This window comes from Paenibacillus nuruki, assembly GCF_963311185.1.
Taxonomy (GTDB): Bacteria; Bacillota; Bacilli; order Paenibacillales; family Paenibacillaceae; genus Saccharibacillus; species Saccharibacillus nuruki.
Genome location: NZ_OY725677.1, coordinates 1,082,442 through 1,097,982 on the forward strand (window position 1 = coordinate 1,082,442; position 15,541 = coordinate 1,097,982).

Genomic DNA, 15,541 nt, shown 5'->3' on the forward strand with positions numbered 1-15,541 from the left:
ATATATATATTAAACGAATTTATTGCTGTGAAACCTTTTTTAAAATGGGTAAATTATTCTAGATAGTAATAGTAAAGGAGGAATTTTCATGTTTATATTATCTATTATTTTAGTTATTATTGGCATTTTGATGTTAATAAGACCGTCGATTGTTTGGATGGTAACAGAACAATGGAAATCTAATGGAGCTACAGAACCATCTACATTTTATTCTTGGATGATACGAGGTGTTGGTGTGGTGTTCGTTGTACTTGGTGTTTTAGGTCTTACTGTACCTGGTGTATCTGAAATTTAATTATATATTTGATTTTAATTCAATATGATTCTGATAAATATAATATTTTGGAGGTTTTATATGGAATATTTAAAACAATATGTTGGGAAAAATATTTATGTGGATTTAACTAAAGAAGGAAAAGCAGATAAGATTTTAAAGATGGTGTATGATGTAGATCGTCATCAAGACCTTCTTGGTGATAAGTTACTTGGAGTCGATTCAATAGGAATCTGGCTTGAAGGGTTTCATAACGTAACTTACTTTTATGATACAGAAGGAAACCCTATTTCTGAGAACAATCAAGTAAGTAAAAAAGAGGAACTAAGTGTTTTAGTAAGATACGAATATATTAAAGGTATAATGCTTATTAATGACCAAACTGTAAATCAAAAAATAGGATTTTCAAATTAATTATAAAAATAATGTGTTTTATATGATCTCCTAAAAGTAGAGAGTGAAAAAGAGATGTCGTAAATATGACTTAACACTGAAAGGGATTTTTTTGTCCAAAATAAAAAGCTGTTCTATACAATATGTTATTGTGTAGAACAGCTTTATTTATCAAATCTATTTTTTTGTTAATCCTATATATTTATAAATTATACCAATACCACTTCTTGTGCTTTGTTCAAGTTAGGCAAGTCGACAAGTGCAGATAATACATCTTTGTTGACATCTTTATCTACCGTCAAGATCATAATTGCTTCGCCGCCTTCTTGCTTACGTCCTACTTGCATGGATGCAATATTGACATCTTTTTGACCAAGTAGTGAACCCACATTACCGATAATACCTGGCTTATCAGTATGAGAGATAAGAATTTGGTGACCGCTTGGCAATACATCGACAGAATAATCATTGATACGCACGATGCGCTCGCCATAACCAGCTAACAATGTACCGGCAACACGAGGTTCTTCGCCGTTTTGTCCTTTAAGACTCACCGTAATCAAGTTCGTAAAGCCTTTCGTCGATGGAGCACTTGTAATGATCACGTTGAGATCACGTACTTTAGCAAGGTGCATCGAGTTCACGATATTTGCTTCGTCTCCCATATGACGGGAAAGAATACCTTTTAGAATATAACGAGTCAACGGTTGAGTATCGACTTCAGATAGGTCACCTGCATAATCAATGCGGATTTCTTGAATCGCTTGTGTTGCCATTTGAGCCGCAAAGCTACCTAATTTCTCACCGAGGGAGAAGTAAGGTTGCAGTTTGTTCATCACACTTGCTGCGACTGGAGGCATGTTAACAGCATTTTTGAAAGGCTCATCACGCAAAATGTGCAATACTTGCTCAGATACATCAATCGCTACATTTTCCTGTGCTTCAATCGTAGATGCACCTAAATGCGGAGTTACGATAATTTGCGGATGACTCAAAAATGGATGATCGGCTTGAGGAGGTTCGCTTTCAAATACGTCAAAAGCAGCACCAGCTACAATACCTTCATTCACAGCTGTAATTAAAGCCGTCTCATCAATAACCCCACCACGTGCACAGTTAATAATACGCATGCCTTTTTTCATGACCTGAAATTGAGCAGTAGAGATCATATGTTTTGTTTCTGGCGTTAACGGTGTATGTACCGTCATAAAATCAGCATTGCGGATAATTTCGTCTACACTGGCTAAAGTTACACCCATTTTATCTGCACGTTCTTGCGTTAAGAATGGATCGTATCCCAAAATTTCCATCCCGAATGCTTTGGCACGCTTCGCCACTTCGCTACCGATGCGACCCATACCGAGTACACCTAACGTTTTGTTACGAAGTTCAACCCCGAGGAAAGATTTACGATCCCAAGTACCGCCGATGGTTTTGGCATATGCTTGAGGAATATGACGAGCTAGAGCCATCATCATTGCAAAAGTATGTTCACAGGTAGTGATTGTATTACCGTCTGGTGCATTGATAACAATGATACCGCGTTCTGTTGCAGCATTCAGATCAATATTGTCTACGCCTACACCTGCACGTCCAACGACTTTGAGCTTGGTGGCAGCGTCCATTATTTTTTTAGTGACAGTTGTTTGACTACGTACAAGCAAAGCATCGTAGTCGCCAATAATAGCCACTAATTCATCTTCGCTAAGTCCAGTCTGCTTATCCACAATAATATCTTGAGCGTCTACCAATTGCTGAATTCCTAGATCACTAATCGGGTCTGATACCAATACCTTAAACATAATTTCTTTCCTCCTCCAAAATGGTCAGTCTCTGTACAATCGTTATTTGTCATTTATATAAACACTCGCATCTGCTGTCAGCGCTGAAAACAGCTATGCTATGCTAATATCTATCGTACACATTCTTTTTGGCGAGTTCAATGAGTGAACGCACTACCGCATGAAAGTGAAAATCATACAAAAAAAGCACCCATCCGCACACTACTACTGTAGCAAAGGGACGAGAGCTGTCGTGGTACCACCCTAATTCGCTGTTCTTTCACAAGAATCAGCCTTATGGTCAATGTATTGACCGGATCGCTAACGGGATCAACCGACTGTACCTACTTGAGTTCAATACAGTGACTCAGGATCGCTCAAAGATAACATTTGGCTTACCGATTTGCACCAACCATCGGCTCTCTGAAAACCATCATGTACCTTTTTTCCTTCATAGACGTTAGAATCATTTAATTTTTCATAATGTAACATGGGTTACATATCATGTCAATACAGCAAAGTGAGAAAGTCATAACAAAAGTCCAAAATGAATTTTATCTGAAACGACAAATGTATTCGAACGTAAAGATGTGAGATAATACAATCGTAAATAATTAGGAGCAGAGATAGAAGCTTGTATCCGATAAAATGATATAATAGACAGATACACTATTTTACGTAGCTAAAGGATTGTGATTATGAAAAAAAGCAAGTTTCGTTCATTCAAGATCAAACGAGTACAACCTGAACAATTAACCGATAAATTATTATTGATTAATTTGTATTTAACTCAAGGATTAACACTACTTGTGGGACTGATATGGATATGGTTACAAGGTCGTAATCCATTTACATTGTTAAAGTTACCACAAGAGCTTACATTTATTTTTTGGGGATTAGGACTTGCAGCGCTAATGTTAATTGTTGATCTGTTTATTTCCAAAGTCGTGCCTGAAAATAGTATGGACGATGGCGGAATTAACGAAATGATCTTCAAAAATCGTCCAATCTGGCATATTATTATCATTACACTACTGGTAGGGGTCTGCGAAGAGATTTTGTTTCGGGGAGCTATTCAATATGCAGTAGGTCCTTATTGGACTAGCATTATATTTGCAGCTATTCATTTCCGTTATCTACGACATTGGATTCCTACAGCTTGGGTATTCGTCAGTAGCTACGCACTTGGGTATATATATATTGAATCCGGAACATTGTGGGCACCTATATTATGTCACTTTGCGATTGACCTGATATCCGGTCTAATTATTTCATTGCGGAGGGAAAAATGAGCGAGCGCCTAAGTAGGTTAGAACGTTATAGTAATACAGCAACAACACGAGAAACAAAACAATCCAGTAGAGTAGCCAAATACAGTAGTGGCGAAGAAGGACTTCTTACAGGAGGCCGTATTCGTTTACCAGCAGGTCGTAAAAAGAATGCTGCACATACCGTTCGTAGAGCTGTAAATGAACAAGGGGTATTGACGCGATCTAGAACAGGCGAAGTTAGCGAAACCGATGAAGAAGAGAACGAAAAAGATAAAGAATATGTACCTCGAAGTACAATTTATCCATCTCGCAAAATCAAAATTGCTAAGTTTTTTTATGGTTATCTTATTTTCTTGTTTGTTGCCTTGACGATTATGTTGTTATGGTGGGGGATTAAGCTATCTGGATTTATGCCGAATTGGTATTGGCTTCAAAATTTAGCAGGTCGTTCTGGTCTATAACATCATTGCTGTGGAACACATTAATTCATCCAACAAAAAAAGCAAGAGTCGCAGTTATTACACTGTAACTCTTGCTTTTTCATTATTCGCTCAAAAGAATGGTATTAACGCGCTTTAGGCTCAATCGCATTCGGATCAACAAAAGTATATCCTTTGGCTTCAAGTTTGGTTAATAGTTCATCCAATGCTTCAACAGTCCATGGCAATTCATGCATCAAAATAATACTGCCTGAATGTAATTGATCCATTACGTTAGAAATCACAGCATCTGGATCTTTTTGATTTACCCAGTCCAGTGAACCTACAGACCAGTTCATATACAGCATATTATGTTTTTTCGCTAAGGCATGCACAGTATCATTGGTAGCACCATTTGGAGCACGAAGGAAGCGTGGTGATTCATCAATTGTATCTTCGATCAGCTTCTGAGTGTCCTCGATTTGTTGAGTAACTTTGGCTTTGGATTCATGTTTGAGCACGATATGATCTTGTGTGTGATTACCGATAATTCCACCACGATCATGAATCAATTTCAGCAATTCAGGATGAGTTTTGATTCGATAGCCGTTAACGAAGAAAATCGCTTTAGCATTATGTTTGTCTAACGTATCCATCATGCTGTCGATCATTTTTTTCTCTTTCGGACCATCATCGAAAGTTAAAAGAATCACTTTTTTAGGCGTTTCTTTTGATTCTTTGTTAGGTACGATATCATAATTTTTGTTCATATGATATGTATATTCAGCAGGAGCTGTAGCTTCGCTGTCTTTGGCAGATGTACTTTCAGAAGATTGTCCAGTTGTCGTTCCTTCTGTAGAAGTCGCAGGAGTTGCCGGAGTCTCTGATGTAGCTGTCTCGCTACTTTCAGGTGTTGTTGCCGCTGGAGTGCTAGTATTACTTTGTTCTGTGCTTGTGGTAGGTGTTTCTGTAGTATTTGCCGGTGCTTGATTGCTACAAGCAGACAATATAATCACAGATAACAACAACCAACTTGCTGTTTTTTTAAACATACATTCACGCTCTTTTCTGTCTGAATTGTGAGAAAATAACATCATCAAAAACACGGTGGTGCAAAATACCGCATATGTAAATTAAATCCTTAAACCCTGTGCAAGGTCAACCACAAATATAAAACAATAAGTTACAATCTAGCTATAAATAGGACAAGACCTAAAAAGCACAAACTATTCTTTAAACAAAATAGGTAGTCACTGAAACATTTTTGAGACAAAATAGTCTACCCTATGTATTATTCGTAATCAAGCGTTTTAGTGCGTGCATTTAAGGATAATAAATGGTAACATACCTAATATAGCATTGCTATATTTATCATCGATATGAATAGGCAGTGACATAACCTATACTAATATAGCGGTTATGACCTATGTTTTCCAAGGGGGATCCTATTATGAAAATAGAACGATTGAGCTCAGACAAAATACGGATTTTCCTTACGTTTGATGATCTCACTGAGCGTGGAATTCAAAAAGAAGACATGTGGCAGGAAATTCCTAAAGTCCATGATCTTTTTACGGAAATGATGGATCAAGCTTATAGCGAGCTTGGATTTGATGCTACCGGTCCGCTTGCAGTGGAAGTATTTGCACTTCCTGCACAAGGAATGGTTGTTATCGTGACGCGTGGCAAGTATGACCAACACTTGGGCACGATCAATGAAGAAGATATGGCTGACGAAATATATGAAATGGAAGTTACGCTTGAAGAAACTGATTTTATAGCGTACTCTTTCAAAGATTTTGAAGTTCTTATTGAAGCAGCTCATACTCTCTCCAAAAATGTCACTGAAGCCGGACGGCTGTACCATTATAAAGATAAATGGATTTTGACGATGGATCCAGCTGATGTTGATCTAACAAAACACGCTGCATTGATCGCTGTATTGGCTGAGTTTGGTGATACCACATCATTAACAGAAGCTGTTTTAGAAGAATACGGCAAAGTCGTCATGGCTGAAAATGCAATCGCAACAATCTGTGAACATTTTGATCGTAACGACTAAGCCTTATATAAAGGCACTTCAGGTATATCCTTCGTATGTATAGCGTGAACCGACCGGAAGGAGTTCCTAATCGTATCAGCATTTGGCACAACGTCGGACGGGGTTTACGCAAGAATGGAGGGAGAATATCGAGTGTCTTTATTTTCGATCATGATGGCAGCAATAGCTCCGGGTATTGCTCTGTTGATCTATTTTTACCTCAAGGACAGATATGAACCAGAACCACTCCATTTGGTGATCAAATTTTTTTTCTTGGGCGTAGCTATCGTATTTCCGCTTATGATCATACAACGGACTATGGTGCTTGGACTCGGCGATAGTCCTTATGTATTTTCATTTTTAACGTCAGCAGGAGTCGAAGAATTCGCCAAATGGTTTATTATCTATCATATTTTGTATAACCATACAGAGTTCGATGAACCTTATGATGGAATACTCTACACTGTCGCACTATCACTTGGTTTTGCGACATTAGAAAATGTACTATATGCCTTATACAATTCTATGTCAGTCATGTCTTTACTATTAAGAGGATTACTTCCTGTTTCCGGACATGCTTTATTTGGAGTGATTATGGGCGATTATATCGGCAAAGCCAAATTTACGACAACAAAGCGTAAACGTAATATATTTCTTGCTTTAGGATTAATACTTCCTATTTTCTGGCATGGATTATATGATTTGATTTTGCATATGATGAGCCAATACTGGTTATGGTACATTATTCCGTTGATGATTGTTCTCTGGTATGGAGGAATGAGTAAGATCACAAGAGCAAGTAACCGTTCACCTTTCCGCTTTATCAAACGTGAGGAAGAAGTTAACTTGTAGTATTTTCATAAAAAGTAATCAATCGATCTGTTGCTATAGTGCAGAGAAGGTTGATTGCTTTTTTTTGTGTAAAGTGGCAAATTAATACGTATCATTTATAGCGCAAAATGGTATAATTCGTATAACTATAAACGGTGTTGATCACATCAGGATATCAGTAGAAATGGTTGGATATTGTTCAAGGAGGAAGAAGGTATGTCGGTTCAATCGGGGGATATTATTTATTTTCAATTTCAAGCGGTAGAAGGAGATCAGACAGAGATTTATCAAGCGATCGTAGGACGTGTAGATGATGATTCTTTGTATATCGGACAGCTCAGTCACAAAAAGTCTTCTTCTGTTAAAAAATTAGTCTTAGGTGAAGAGTTGTATGCTTATTATTTGATTGATAATGAGATCAAACATTATTTTAGCACCATCGTAACAGGCTTCGATTCCACCTCTTCATTCAGTCGTATTCGCAAACCTCATCAAGAAGAAATTTCAGTGGTTCAAAGACGGCAATATTTGCGTGTCAAAGCTCAAATCGAAGTTGCAATCAAAAAAGAAGATCATCGCTTTGTGGCTATTACGGACAACGTAAGTGCAGGTGGGCTTTCTTTTACAACAGATGTCATGAATAAAATACAGAAAAATGATCTGCTAGAATGTTGGTTATTGCTTCATATGAAAAATGGGAAGATTGATCATATTCCTTTAACAGCCAAAGTGATGAGTGTGATTGATTCTACATCGCTGACTCCTAGATATTTAGCAGAGTACACTGTGATATCGGAAATGGATCGACAAAAAATGATACGGTATTGTTTTGAACGTCAATTCGATTTTAGAGTGCTTTAAATGACGTATGGTTTTTGCATGTTATATTGTACTGTGGTATAATTTGCTTGTCGCAGGCAATGCCTGCTTTTTTAGTGAGTTGTAGTATGAAGTGTTGAGGGGGATTCCCGATTGGTGCGCCAAGGATTAGAACATAGCGGGAAAATGAACATTGCGATTGATGGCCCTGCTGGGGCTGGTAAAAGTACAATAGCCAGGTTGGTAGCTAAACGTCTCGGTTACGTATATGTGGACACCGGTGCAATGTACAGAGCAGTAACATGGCATATGTTAGAACGAAATATCGATCCAGAAAATACTGTAGAAGTGCTTCAAGAGGCACAAAATCTGGTGATTGAATTAATACCGGATGAAGAAGGGCAAAAAGTCCTTGCTAATGAAGTAGACGTTACAGCAGATATTCGTAGCCTTGCCATAAACCGGATTGTTTCACGATATGCGCAAATCGAGGGGCTGAGAGTGAAGCTTGCAGCTTTACAGCGGCAAATGGCTTTGCGTAAAGGCGTTGTGATGGATGGACGCGATATCGGTACTCATGTGCTTCCGGATGCAGAAATCAAAGTTTTTATGACTGCTACTGTACAAGAAAGAGCAAGACGCAGATACGCAGAAATGAATGCTTCGGAAAGTATTACATTAGAGCAACTTGAACGTGAAATTGCAGCGCGTGATCAATTGGATGAACAGCGTGAATTTTCTCCGCTCGTTTGTGCAGAAGACGCCACAGTGCTTGATACTACTTTCATGCCTATTGAAGAAGTGGTCGAGAGTATTATTGCAATGGCACAGAGTGTGCAGTCAGGGAGAGTCTGATTCATGGTATATACCATCTGTAGCACCATTTTACGCATCTTGTATGTTTTTCTATTTAGACTTAAAGCTGTAGGTAAAGAGCACGTTCCCGAGCAAGGTGGAGTATTACTTTGTTCTAATCATATTAGTAATTTGGATCCGCCTACTGTAGGCATTCTGCTAAACCGTAAAGTTCGCTTTATGGCAAAGGAAGAGTTATTCAAAGTTCCTGTTCTGGGTCCATTGATTAGACAGCTCGGTGCTTATCCTGTCAAACGTGGCGGTGTAAGCAAAGAATCGATCAAAACATCCCTTTTGATTTTACGTGAAGGCGGTGTATTGGGGATTTTTCCTGAAGGTAGTCGTAATGCAGGAGATGCTGCTGCCAAAAATGGCGCTGCAAGCTTTGCACTACGAACCGATGCAGCAGTAGTACCTGTCGCTATTGTAGGTCAATACAAGCTGTTCGGCAAAACGAAAGTCGTCTATGGTCCACCTATTAATCTCGATAATTATCGGGGTAAAGGGGCAATAGGTACTGTAGATGAAGCAACAGACAAGATTATGCTAGCGATACGCCAATTAATTCAAGAAAATCAATAATGTTTAATGAAGTTTTGAACCCTGCATTTTGCGGGTTTAAATAAATGGGGTTTGAATTGAGGAGGGCATTGACATGTCGGAAGAAAATAATAACCAAGAAACTACCGAAGTTACAAATCAGGAGGCGCTTGATCAGTTCGTCTCACTGAACAAAGGTGACACTGTCACAGGAACGATCGTCAAAATTGAAGATAACCAAGCTTATGTAAGCATCGGATATAAATATGACGGTATCATTCCGATCCGTGAACTTTCTTCACTACAAGTAGACAATGCTTCTGCAGCTGTTGAAGTAGGACAAGAAGTAGAATGTAAAGTTGTAAGTATCGACGATGAGAAAGAGAAATTGGTTCTTTCCAAACGTGCGATTGACAGCGAAAATGCTTGGGAAGTTCTTGAAAAGAACTTTGAATCAGGCGAAATATTTGAAGTGACTGTATCAGACGTGGTTAAAGGTGGCGTAGTTGCTGATGTTGGCGTACGCGGTTTTATCCCGGCTTCTATGGTAGAACGTCATTTCGTAGAAGATTTCAGCGATTACAAAGGACGCACATTGCGCGTTAAAGTAAAAGAATTGGATCGCGAAAACAACAAAGTCATTCTTTCACAAAAAGATGTATTGGAAGCTGAATACGAAGCTAACAAACACACAGTGATGGAAAGTCTTAAAGAAGGACAAGAATTGACAGGTACTGTACAACGCTTGACTCAATTCGGTGCTTTTGTAGACGTTGGCGGCGTAGACGGTTTGGTTCACGTATCCGAGATCGCTTGGAATCACGTAGACAAACCATCTGATGTATTGTCTGAAGGCGACGAAGTAAAAGTAAAAGTACTTCGTGTTGACCCTGAAAAAGGTAAAATCAGCTTGAGTATCAAAGCTGCTCAACCAGGACCTTGGGATTCAGCTTCTGACAAATTCAACATCGGTGATATCGTAACTGGTGAAGTTAAACGTCTTGTGAACTTTGGTGCTTTCGTTGAGATCGCTCCAGGAGTAGAAGGTTTGGTTCATATTTCTCAAATCTCTCACAAACACATCGGTACTCCACAAGAAGTTCTTGAAGAAGGACAAACGGTTTCTGTTAAAGTGCTTGATGTTAACACAGAAGAAAAACGTGTTAGCTTGAGTATCAAAGAAACAGAAGAAGCTCCTGCACAATCTGCTAAACCAGAACGCAGCAACAACCGTGGTGACAGAGCTCCTAAACAAGAAGAATTGAACAACCCTAACGTATCTCTAAGCAACCAAGGATTAAGCATCACTCTTGGCGAACGTTTCGGTGACAAATTAAGCAAATTTAAGTGATCATGAGCGAGTGATTTCCTCGCTTAAGCAAACATTAACATTTTAATAATGTTTGCACTGTTTTGAACTTCAAAACGATAGCGAGTGATTTTCTCACTTCATTATTTAAATCATAGTACGGGCTTTTTATGGACGGTCCATTGATAGTCAAGCGACCGCCTTTCTAGTAAAAGTCACTCAATCAATCGGCGAATCCGCAATGGATTCGTCGATTATTGGTTTTAAAGGAATAAATGAAACAGTCGTAAACTTCATCATAATGTTAGCCAAGTGCAATGTTTTTTGCTATGATGAAAAGCGGAAAGAATGAACAGGAGGAATGGATCGTATGGCAAGACCTGTAGTTGCAATCGTGGGCCGCCCGAATGTGGGGAAATCCACAGTATTTAACCGCATGATCGGTGATCGGCTAGCTATTGTTGAAGATAAGCCTGGTATTACGCGTGACCGTATCTATGGAACATCTGAATGGAATGGTAAAGCATTCAGTGTGATTGATACCGGAGGTATCGAATTAGATGGGGAAGATATGATGCTGAAGTCGATTCGGATGCAAGCTGAACTTGCGATCGAAGAAGCAGATGTTATCGTATTTATGTGTGATGTCAAAAGCGGATTGACTCAATCCGATGAAGAAGTAGCTGGAATACTCTATCGTTCAGGTAAACCGATTATTGTTGCTATTAACAAAGTAGATAACATGGGTCGTATGAATGATATTTATGAATTTTATAATTTAGGATTTGGCGAGCCAATTGGAATCTCAGGAAGTCACGGTAGCGGTATGGGTGATTTGCTAGATGCTGTAGTGAAAGAATTGCCTGAAACTGTTGATGATGAGTATGGCGATGATGTAATTCGTGTAGCTCTAATCGGTCGTCCTAACGTAGGTAAATCTTCGTTGGTCAATGCGATTTTGGGTGAAGAACGTGTTATCGTAAGTAGTGTAGCAGGTACAACACGTGATGCGATTGATACTCCTTTTGAGCGTGACGGACAACGTTATGTATTAATTGATACAGCAGGTATGCGTAAACGTGGTAAAGTATATGAGAATACAGAAAAATATAGTGTCATGCGTGCGATGAAAGCGATTGAACGTGCAGATGTAGTGTTAACGGTTATCAATGGTGAAGAAGGTATTATTGACCAGGATAAACACGTAGCAGGTTATGCACATGAAGCAGGAAAAGCAGCTATTTTCGTAGTAAACAAATGGGATGTTGTAGAAAAAGATGACAAAACCATGCGTCAATTTGAATCCAATATCCGTGATCATTTCTTATTTATGAGTTATGCTCCTGTTGTATTCTTGTCTGCATTGACGAAGCAACGTGTTCACAAATTATTACCGGTTGTGCAACAAGTAGCTGAGCAACATGCACTACGTATTCCAACTCATTTATTAAATGATGTAGTCTCTGATGCGATTGCTATCAATCCTCCACCGACAGATAAAGGGAAACGGATGCGTATTAACTATGTAACTCAGGTTGCAGTTAAGCCACCAACAGTGATTGTCTTTGTGAATGAACCGGAAATGATGCACTTTTCGTATGAGCGTTATTTGGAAAATAAAATTCGTGCGGCGTTCGACTTTATTGGTACACCGATTCGAATATTTACACGCCGAAAATCAGCATCAGATAATTAAGGAGAGAAGCATGTGATTTTATCAGTCGTGGCTATTATTATTAGTTATCTGATTGGTTCGATCAGCTTTAGCGTACTTATTGCTAAATGGCTGAAAGGAATCGATATCCGTGATCACGGAAGCGGCAACGCCGGAGCAACCAATACATTGCGCGTACTAGGCAAAGGACCTGCTATATTTGTACTTTTGTTAGATGCGCTCAAAGGTGTGGCAGCTATTTGGCTTGGCGTTTGGTTCAGTATCGGGCTATCCGGACATACGATGTACTGGGTTCCTGCTTTATGCGGAATTGCAGCTATTTTGGGGCATAACTGGCCGATCTATTTCCGTTTTCGCGGAGGTAAAGGAATTGCAACAACGATTGGTGTTCTCGCCACGTTATGTATTGTTCCGACATTGATTGCAGGCGTATTCGCTATTGCATCGATTGTGATCACTCGTTATGTATCATTAGGTTCGTTAATTTTTGTTACGTTAACGCCTATTGTATTACTGATTCAAGGATATTCTGCACCGATTGTTACAGTCAGTGTAATTATCTGGTTGCTTGCAGTATGGCGCCATCAGACGAATATTGTAAAAATATTCAAAGGCACTGAAAACAAAATCGGATCCAAAGCAGACAAGGGAGGAAACAAAGTTGTCTGAAAAAGTGACCGTTCTAGTAGCTGGTAGTTGGGGAACTGCGCTTGCTTCTGTGCTTGCAGACAATGGTCTACAAGTAACCGTATGGGCGCGTAGTGAAGAGCAAGTTGCCGAGATGAATCAACAGCACACCAATACAAAGTATTTACCAGATGCAGTTCTGTCCACTCAAATTACAGCAACTTCTGATCTTGCTGCTGCAATGGATGGAACAAAAGCAGTTGTGATTGTTGCCCCTTCCAAAGCAATGCGTCAAGTATGTAGTGATCTTAAGCCTTATTACCATCCTGATATGCTCTGTATTCATGCGACCAAAGGGTTTGAAACTAAGACACTGAAACGCATGTCTACTGTCATCAGCGAAGAACTAGGCTGTTTAGAGTCAGATGTGGTTGTTCTATCTGGCCCTAGTCATGCCGAAGAAGTGGTGAAACGTCTACCGACTACGGTAGTGGTTGCTTCTCACAATGCCAAAGCAGCAGCGGCAGCCCAGTCTTTATTTATGAATGAAGATTATTTCCGTGTCTATACCAATCTAGATCTAGTTGGTGTAGAGCTTGCAGGTGCGCTTAAAAACATTATTGCGCTAGGCGCAGGAATGGTCGATGGTCTCGGATTTGGTGATAATGCCAAAGCCGCTTTGTTGACTCGTGGACTTGCTGAAATGGTACGTGTAGGTAGTGAAATGGGTGCGAATCCATTAACCTTTTCAGGACTTGCCGGGATTGGTGACTTGATGGTCACAGCTAGTAGCCAACATAGTCGTAACTGGAGAGCAGGCTATATGTTAGGTCAAGGCAAATCACTCGATGAAGTGATGGCTTCGATGAATATGGTTGTTGAAGGTATACGTACGACGGAAGCAGCACGGGATATCTCTTTAAAATACAATGTACAAATGCCGATAGCTGAGCAATTGTATCATGTTTTATTTGAGCAAAGCGATCCTCGTACAGCAGTAGAAACGTTAATGGGACGTAATCCCAAAAATGAAATGGAAGTCATGAAGCTAGAAACATGGCAACAATGGCATTCCTAAAAAAAGAAATAGGCAGGAACGACGGGGTAGATATCATCCTTTCGTTCTTTTTGCACAGGAAGGAGTAGGAAATCATGGTGGAAACGCAGCAGCAGGTACAGCAGAAAAAAGAGCTGATACCGTCTCTGGAGCAGCTTGTTCGTCTGCTTCAACCTTTGGAGGAGCAATCTCCATGGTTGCTTGGTGGAAGCTGTGGTCTTTTACTGCATGGTGTGAAATTAGACAAAGCTCCACGCGATATTGATTTATATACCGATGAGATTCGGATAGATACGCTTCACAAACAATTGTCGAGTGAGTTCTCTATTTTGGATGAACCAATACTTGACGAGACAAGAACCTATCGCTCAACATTAAGCCATTATCAGTTAGGTACTTATACAATCGAATTGGTAGGTGGATTTGAAGTTCGAGCCAGAGAGTCCTATTATCGTGTGCATGTAGAGCCTGTGCTTTATCCTGCTGCTCCTGTATATACGCTAGAATCAGGTGGTAGTATTCATTTGATGCCTTTAGCCCATGAGTTGATTTTTAATCTATTGCGTGATCGACCGGATCGTTATGAACCTATTAGTGAGCGTATTCGTGAGCAATCACAGGATCATGCAACACTGATTGAACAGATCATTCAACATAATGGATTTCATCCTCAATTTATGCAGCGTATACGTAGATTAGCTGGAATAAACGGTTAAAAGGAGAAAATAATGTCCAGAACAGACAAAGCTCAAGTCACCTTTTTGCCATCTGGTAAGTCGATACAGGTCAGTTCAGGAACCACAGTACTTACAGCCGCACGTAAAGCAGGTGTTCATATTGCTGTGCGTTGCGATGGCAAAGCTGCTTGTTTGATGTGCAAAGTAAATATTGCTCATCCCTATGATGAAGAGAATCAGTCATGTATTTCAACAGCAGAACCTGCCGAAACACGCAAATTAGGAGTTTTGATCGGTCAGGGTGTACGATTGTCATGTCAAGCCAAAGTGATCGGTGATTTGACGGTAGAAGTTCCAGAAGATCGGCTGAAAGCCGCGATTCGCAAACAAATGGAGCAACAAAACGAAGATCTGAGTGATTGGTAGATAAAAAAGCGTAAAATGCTTGAAATTAAAGGGTGAGTATATTACTATAGGTTTGTTCCGCCTTCTGCGCTCTATAGGCAGTTGGTGATATTTTCGAAAATTCCGCGGTGTTTACGTATATTTCGTGCAAACGAAAAACCTAGCAGCAAGTGGAGCAATCGATACAAATACTTTAGGAGGTGAAACATATGAACAAATCCGAATTGATCGCGCAAGTATCAGAAACAACTGATTTGCCGAAAAAAGACGTAACTAAAGCAGTTGATGCTGTTTTTGAAGCTATCGCTGGTGCACTACAAAGTGGTGATAAAGTACAATTAGTTGGATTTGGTAACTTCGAAGTTCGTGAGCGTTCTGCACGTAAAGGACGTAACCCACAAACAGGTGAAGAGATCGATATCGCAGCTAGCAAAATCCCGGCTTTTAAACCTGGTAAAGCATTGAAAGATGGAATTAAATAAGTTATTACATATTCCATGTGCAGGAAAGACCGTGACGATCATGTTCACGGTCTTTTCCATATCTGATCTACGTTGAATACGAAAA

At 39.6% G+C, this 15,541-nt stretch carries 18 protein-coding genes and 1 other annotated feature; of the genes, 16 read left to right on the top strand and 2 right to left on the bottom strand.

What is annotated here, in order from left to right:
• Positions 1-88: 88 nt before the first annotated feature.
• The gene (locus RCP16_RS04830) at positions 89-295 is read left to right on the top strand and encodes a DUF6199 family natural product biosynthesis protein (RefSeq protein ID WP_308641780.1); all 207 of its coding nucleotides are present in this window, start codon (positions 89-91) and stop codon (positions 293-295) included.
• A gap of 60 nt (positions 296-355) precedes the next feature.
• A complete protein-coding gene (locus RCP16_RS04835) occupies positions 356-688 on the top strand; it encodes a hypothetical protein (protein WP_308641781.1) in 333 nt (110 codons plus the stop codon).
• A 188-nt stretch (positions 689-876) separates the two neighbouring features.
• On the opposite strand, the gene serA is transcribed toward RCP16_RS04835, so the two are convergent.
• Entirely contained in the window at positions 877-2,469 is a 1,593-nt protein-coding gene (gene serA / locus RCP16_RS04840) for a phosphoglycerate dehydrogenase (RefSeq protein WP_069327895.1), read from the bottom strand.
• A 213-nt stretch (positions 2,470-2,682) separates the two neighbouring features.
• Positions 2,683-2,912 (bottom strand) — a binding site (T-box leader).
• A 234-nt stretch (positions 2,913-3,146) separates the two neighbouring features.
• Here serA and RCP16_RS04845 point away from each other — a divergent pair.
• On the top strand, positions 3,147-3,740 hold the full coding sequence (locus RCP16_RS04845; RefSeq protein ID WP_069327896.1) for a type II CAAX endopeptidase family protein: 594 nt from the start codon (positions 3,147-3,149) through the stop codon (positions 3,738-3,740).
• Complete coding sequence (locus tag RCP16_RS04850; RefSeq protein WP_069327897.1) at positions 3,737-4,180, top strand: hypothetical protein; 444 nt, start codon at positions 3,737-3,739, stop codon at positions 4,178-4,180. The genes RCP16_RS04845 and RCP16_RS04850 overlap by 4 nt, the downstream gene beginning before the upstream one ends.
• Positions 4,181-4,284: 104 nt before the next feature.
• Here the strand turns inward: RCP16_RS04850 and RCP16_RS04855 are convergent, their stop codons facing one another.
• The gene (locus RCP16_RS04855) at positions 4,285-5,190 is read right to left on the bottom strand and encodes a polysaccharide deacetylase family protein (RefSeq protein ID WP_137220640.1); all 906 of its coding nucleotides are present in this window, start codon (positions 5,188-5,190) and stop codon (positions 4,285-4,287) included.
• A 398-nt stretch (positions 5,191-5,588) separates the two neighbouring features.
• Between RCP16_RS04855 and RCP16_RS04860 the strand changes: the two genes are divergently transcribed.
• The 12 genes from RCP16_RS04860 to hbs all read left to right on the top strand — a co-directional run bounded on the left by RCP16_RS04860 (position 5,589) and on the right by hbs (position 15,456).
• Positions 5,589-6,200, top strand: a complete 612-nt coding sequence (locus RCP16_RS04860) for a genetic competence negative regulator (protein WP_069327899.1) — start codon at positions 5,589-5,591, stop codon at positions 6,198-6,200.
• A gap of 132 nt (positions 6,201-6,332) precedes the next feature.
• Positions 6,333-7,031, top strand: a complete 699-nt coding sequence (prsW, locus tag RCP16_RS04865; protein ID WP_069327900.1) for a glutamic-type intramembrane protease PrsW — start codon at positions 6,333-6,335, stop codon at positions 7,029-7,031.
• Positions 7,032-7,226: 195 nt separating this feature from the next.
• Positions 7,227-7,871: a flagellar brake protein gene (locus RCP16_RS04870; RefSeq protein WP_273594339.1), complete on the top strand. Its 645-nt coding sequence runs from the start codon at positions 7,227-7,229 to the stop codon at positions 7,869-7,871.
• Between the two features lie 111 nt (positions 7,872-7,982).
• Positions 7,983-8,684 (top strand): (d)CMP kinase, encoded by a 702-nt coding sequence (gene cmk / locus RCP16_RS04875; RefSeq protein WP_371748177.1) that lies wholly within the window; start codon positions 7,983-7,985, stop codon positions 8,682-8,684.
• A 3-nt stretch (positions 8,685-8,687) separates the two neighbouring features.
• Positions 8,688-9,266 (top strand): lysophospholipid acyltransferase family protein, encoded by a 579-nt coding sequence (locus RCP16_RS04880; protein WP_069327903.1) that lies wholly within the window; start codon positions 8,688-8,690, stop codon positions 9,264-9,266.
• A gap of 73 nt (positions 9,267-9,339) precedes the next feature.
• Positions 9,340-10,575 carry a 30S ribosomal protein S1 gene (gene rpsA / locus RCP16_RS04885; protein WP_069327904.1) on the top strand — a complete coding sequence of 412 codons (1,236 nt, stop codon included), beginning with the start codon at positions 9,340-9,342 and terminating at the stop codon, positions 10,573-10,575.
• A gap of 328 nt (positions 10,576-10,903) precedes the next feature.
• On the top strand, positions 10,904-12,229 hold the full coding sequence (gene der, locus RCP16_RS04890) for a ribosome biogenesis GTPase Der (protein WP_069327905.1): 1,326 nt from the start codon (positions 10,904-10,906) through the stop codon (positions 12,227-12,229).
• A gap of 12 nt (positions 12,230-12,241) precedes the next feature.
• Positions 12,242-12,877, top strand: coding sequence for a glycerol-3-phosphate 1-O-acyltransferase PlsY (plsY, locus tag RCP16_RS04895; RefSeq protein ID WP_137220637.1), 636 nt, complete (start codon positions 12,242-12,244; stop codon positions 12,875-12,877).
• The gene (locus RCP16_RS04900; RefSeq protein WP_069327907.1) at positions 12,870-13,913 is read left to right on the top strand and encodes an NAD(P)H-dependent glycerol-3-phosphate dehydrogenase; all 1,044 of its coding nucleotides are present in this window, start codon (positions 12,870-12,872) and stop codon (positions 13,911-13,913) included. Before plsY ends, RCP16_RS04900 begins: the two co-directional genes overlap by 8 nt.
• 74 nt (positions 13,914-13,987) lie before the next feature.
• Entirely contained in the window at positions 13,988-14,608 is a 621-nt protein-coding gene (locus RCP16_RS04905) for a hypothetical protein (RefSeq protein WP_069327908.1), read from the top strand.
• Positions 14,609-14,620: 12 nt separating this feature from the next.
• Complete coding sequence (locus tag RCP16_RS04910) at positions 14,621-14,995, top strand: 2Fe-2S iron-sulfur cluster-binding protein (RefSeq protein WP_069327909.1); 375 nt, start codon at positions 14,621-14,623, stop codon at positions 14,993-14,995.
• Between the two features lie 188 nt (positions 14,996-15,183).
• Positions 15,184-15,456: a non-specific DNA-binding protein Hbs gene (gene hbs, locus RCP16_RS04915; protein WP_069327910.1), complete on the top strand. Its 273-nt coding sequence runs from the start codon at positions 15,184-15,186 to the stop codon at positions 15,454-15,456.
• Positions 15,457-15,541 lie beyond the last annotated feature (85 nt).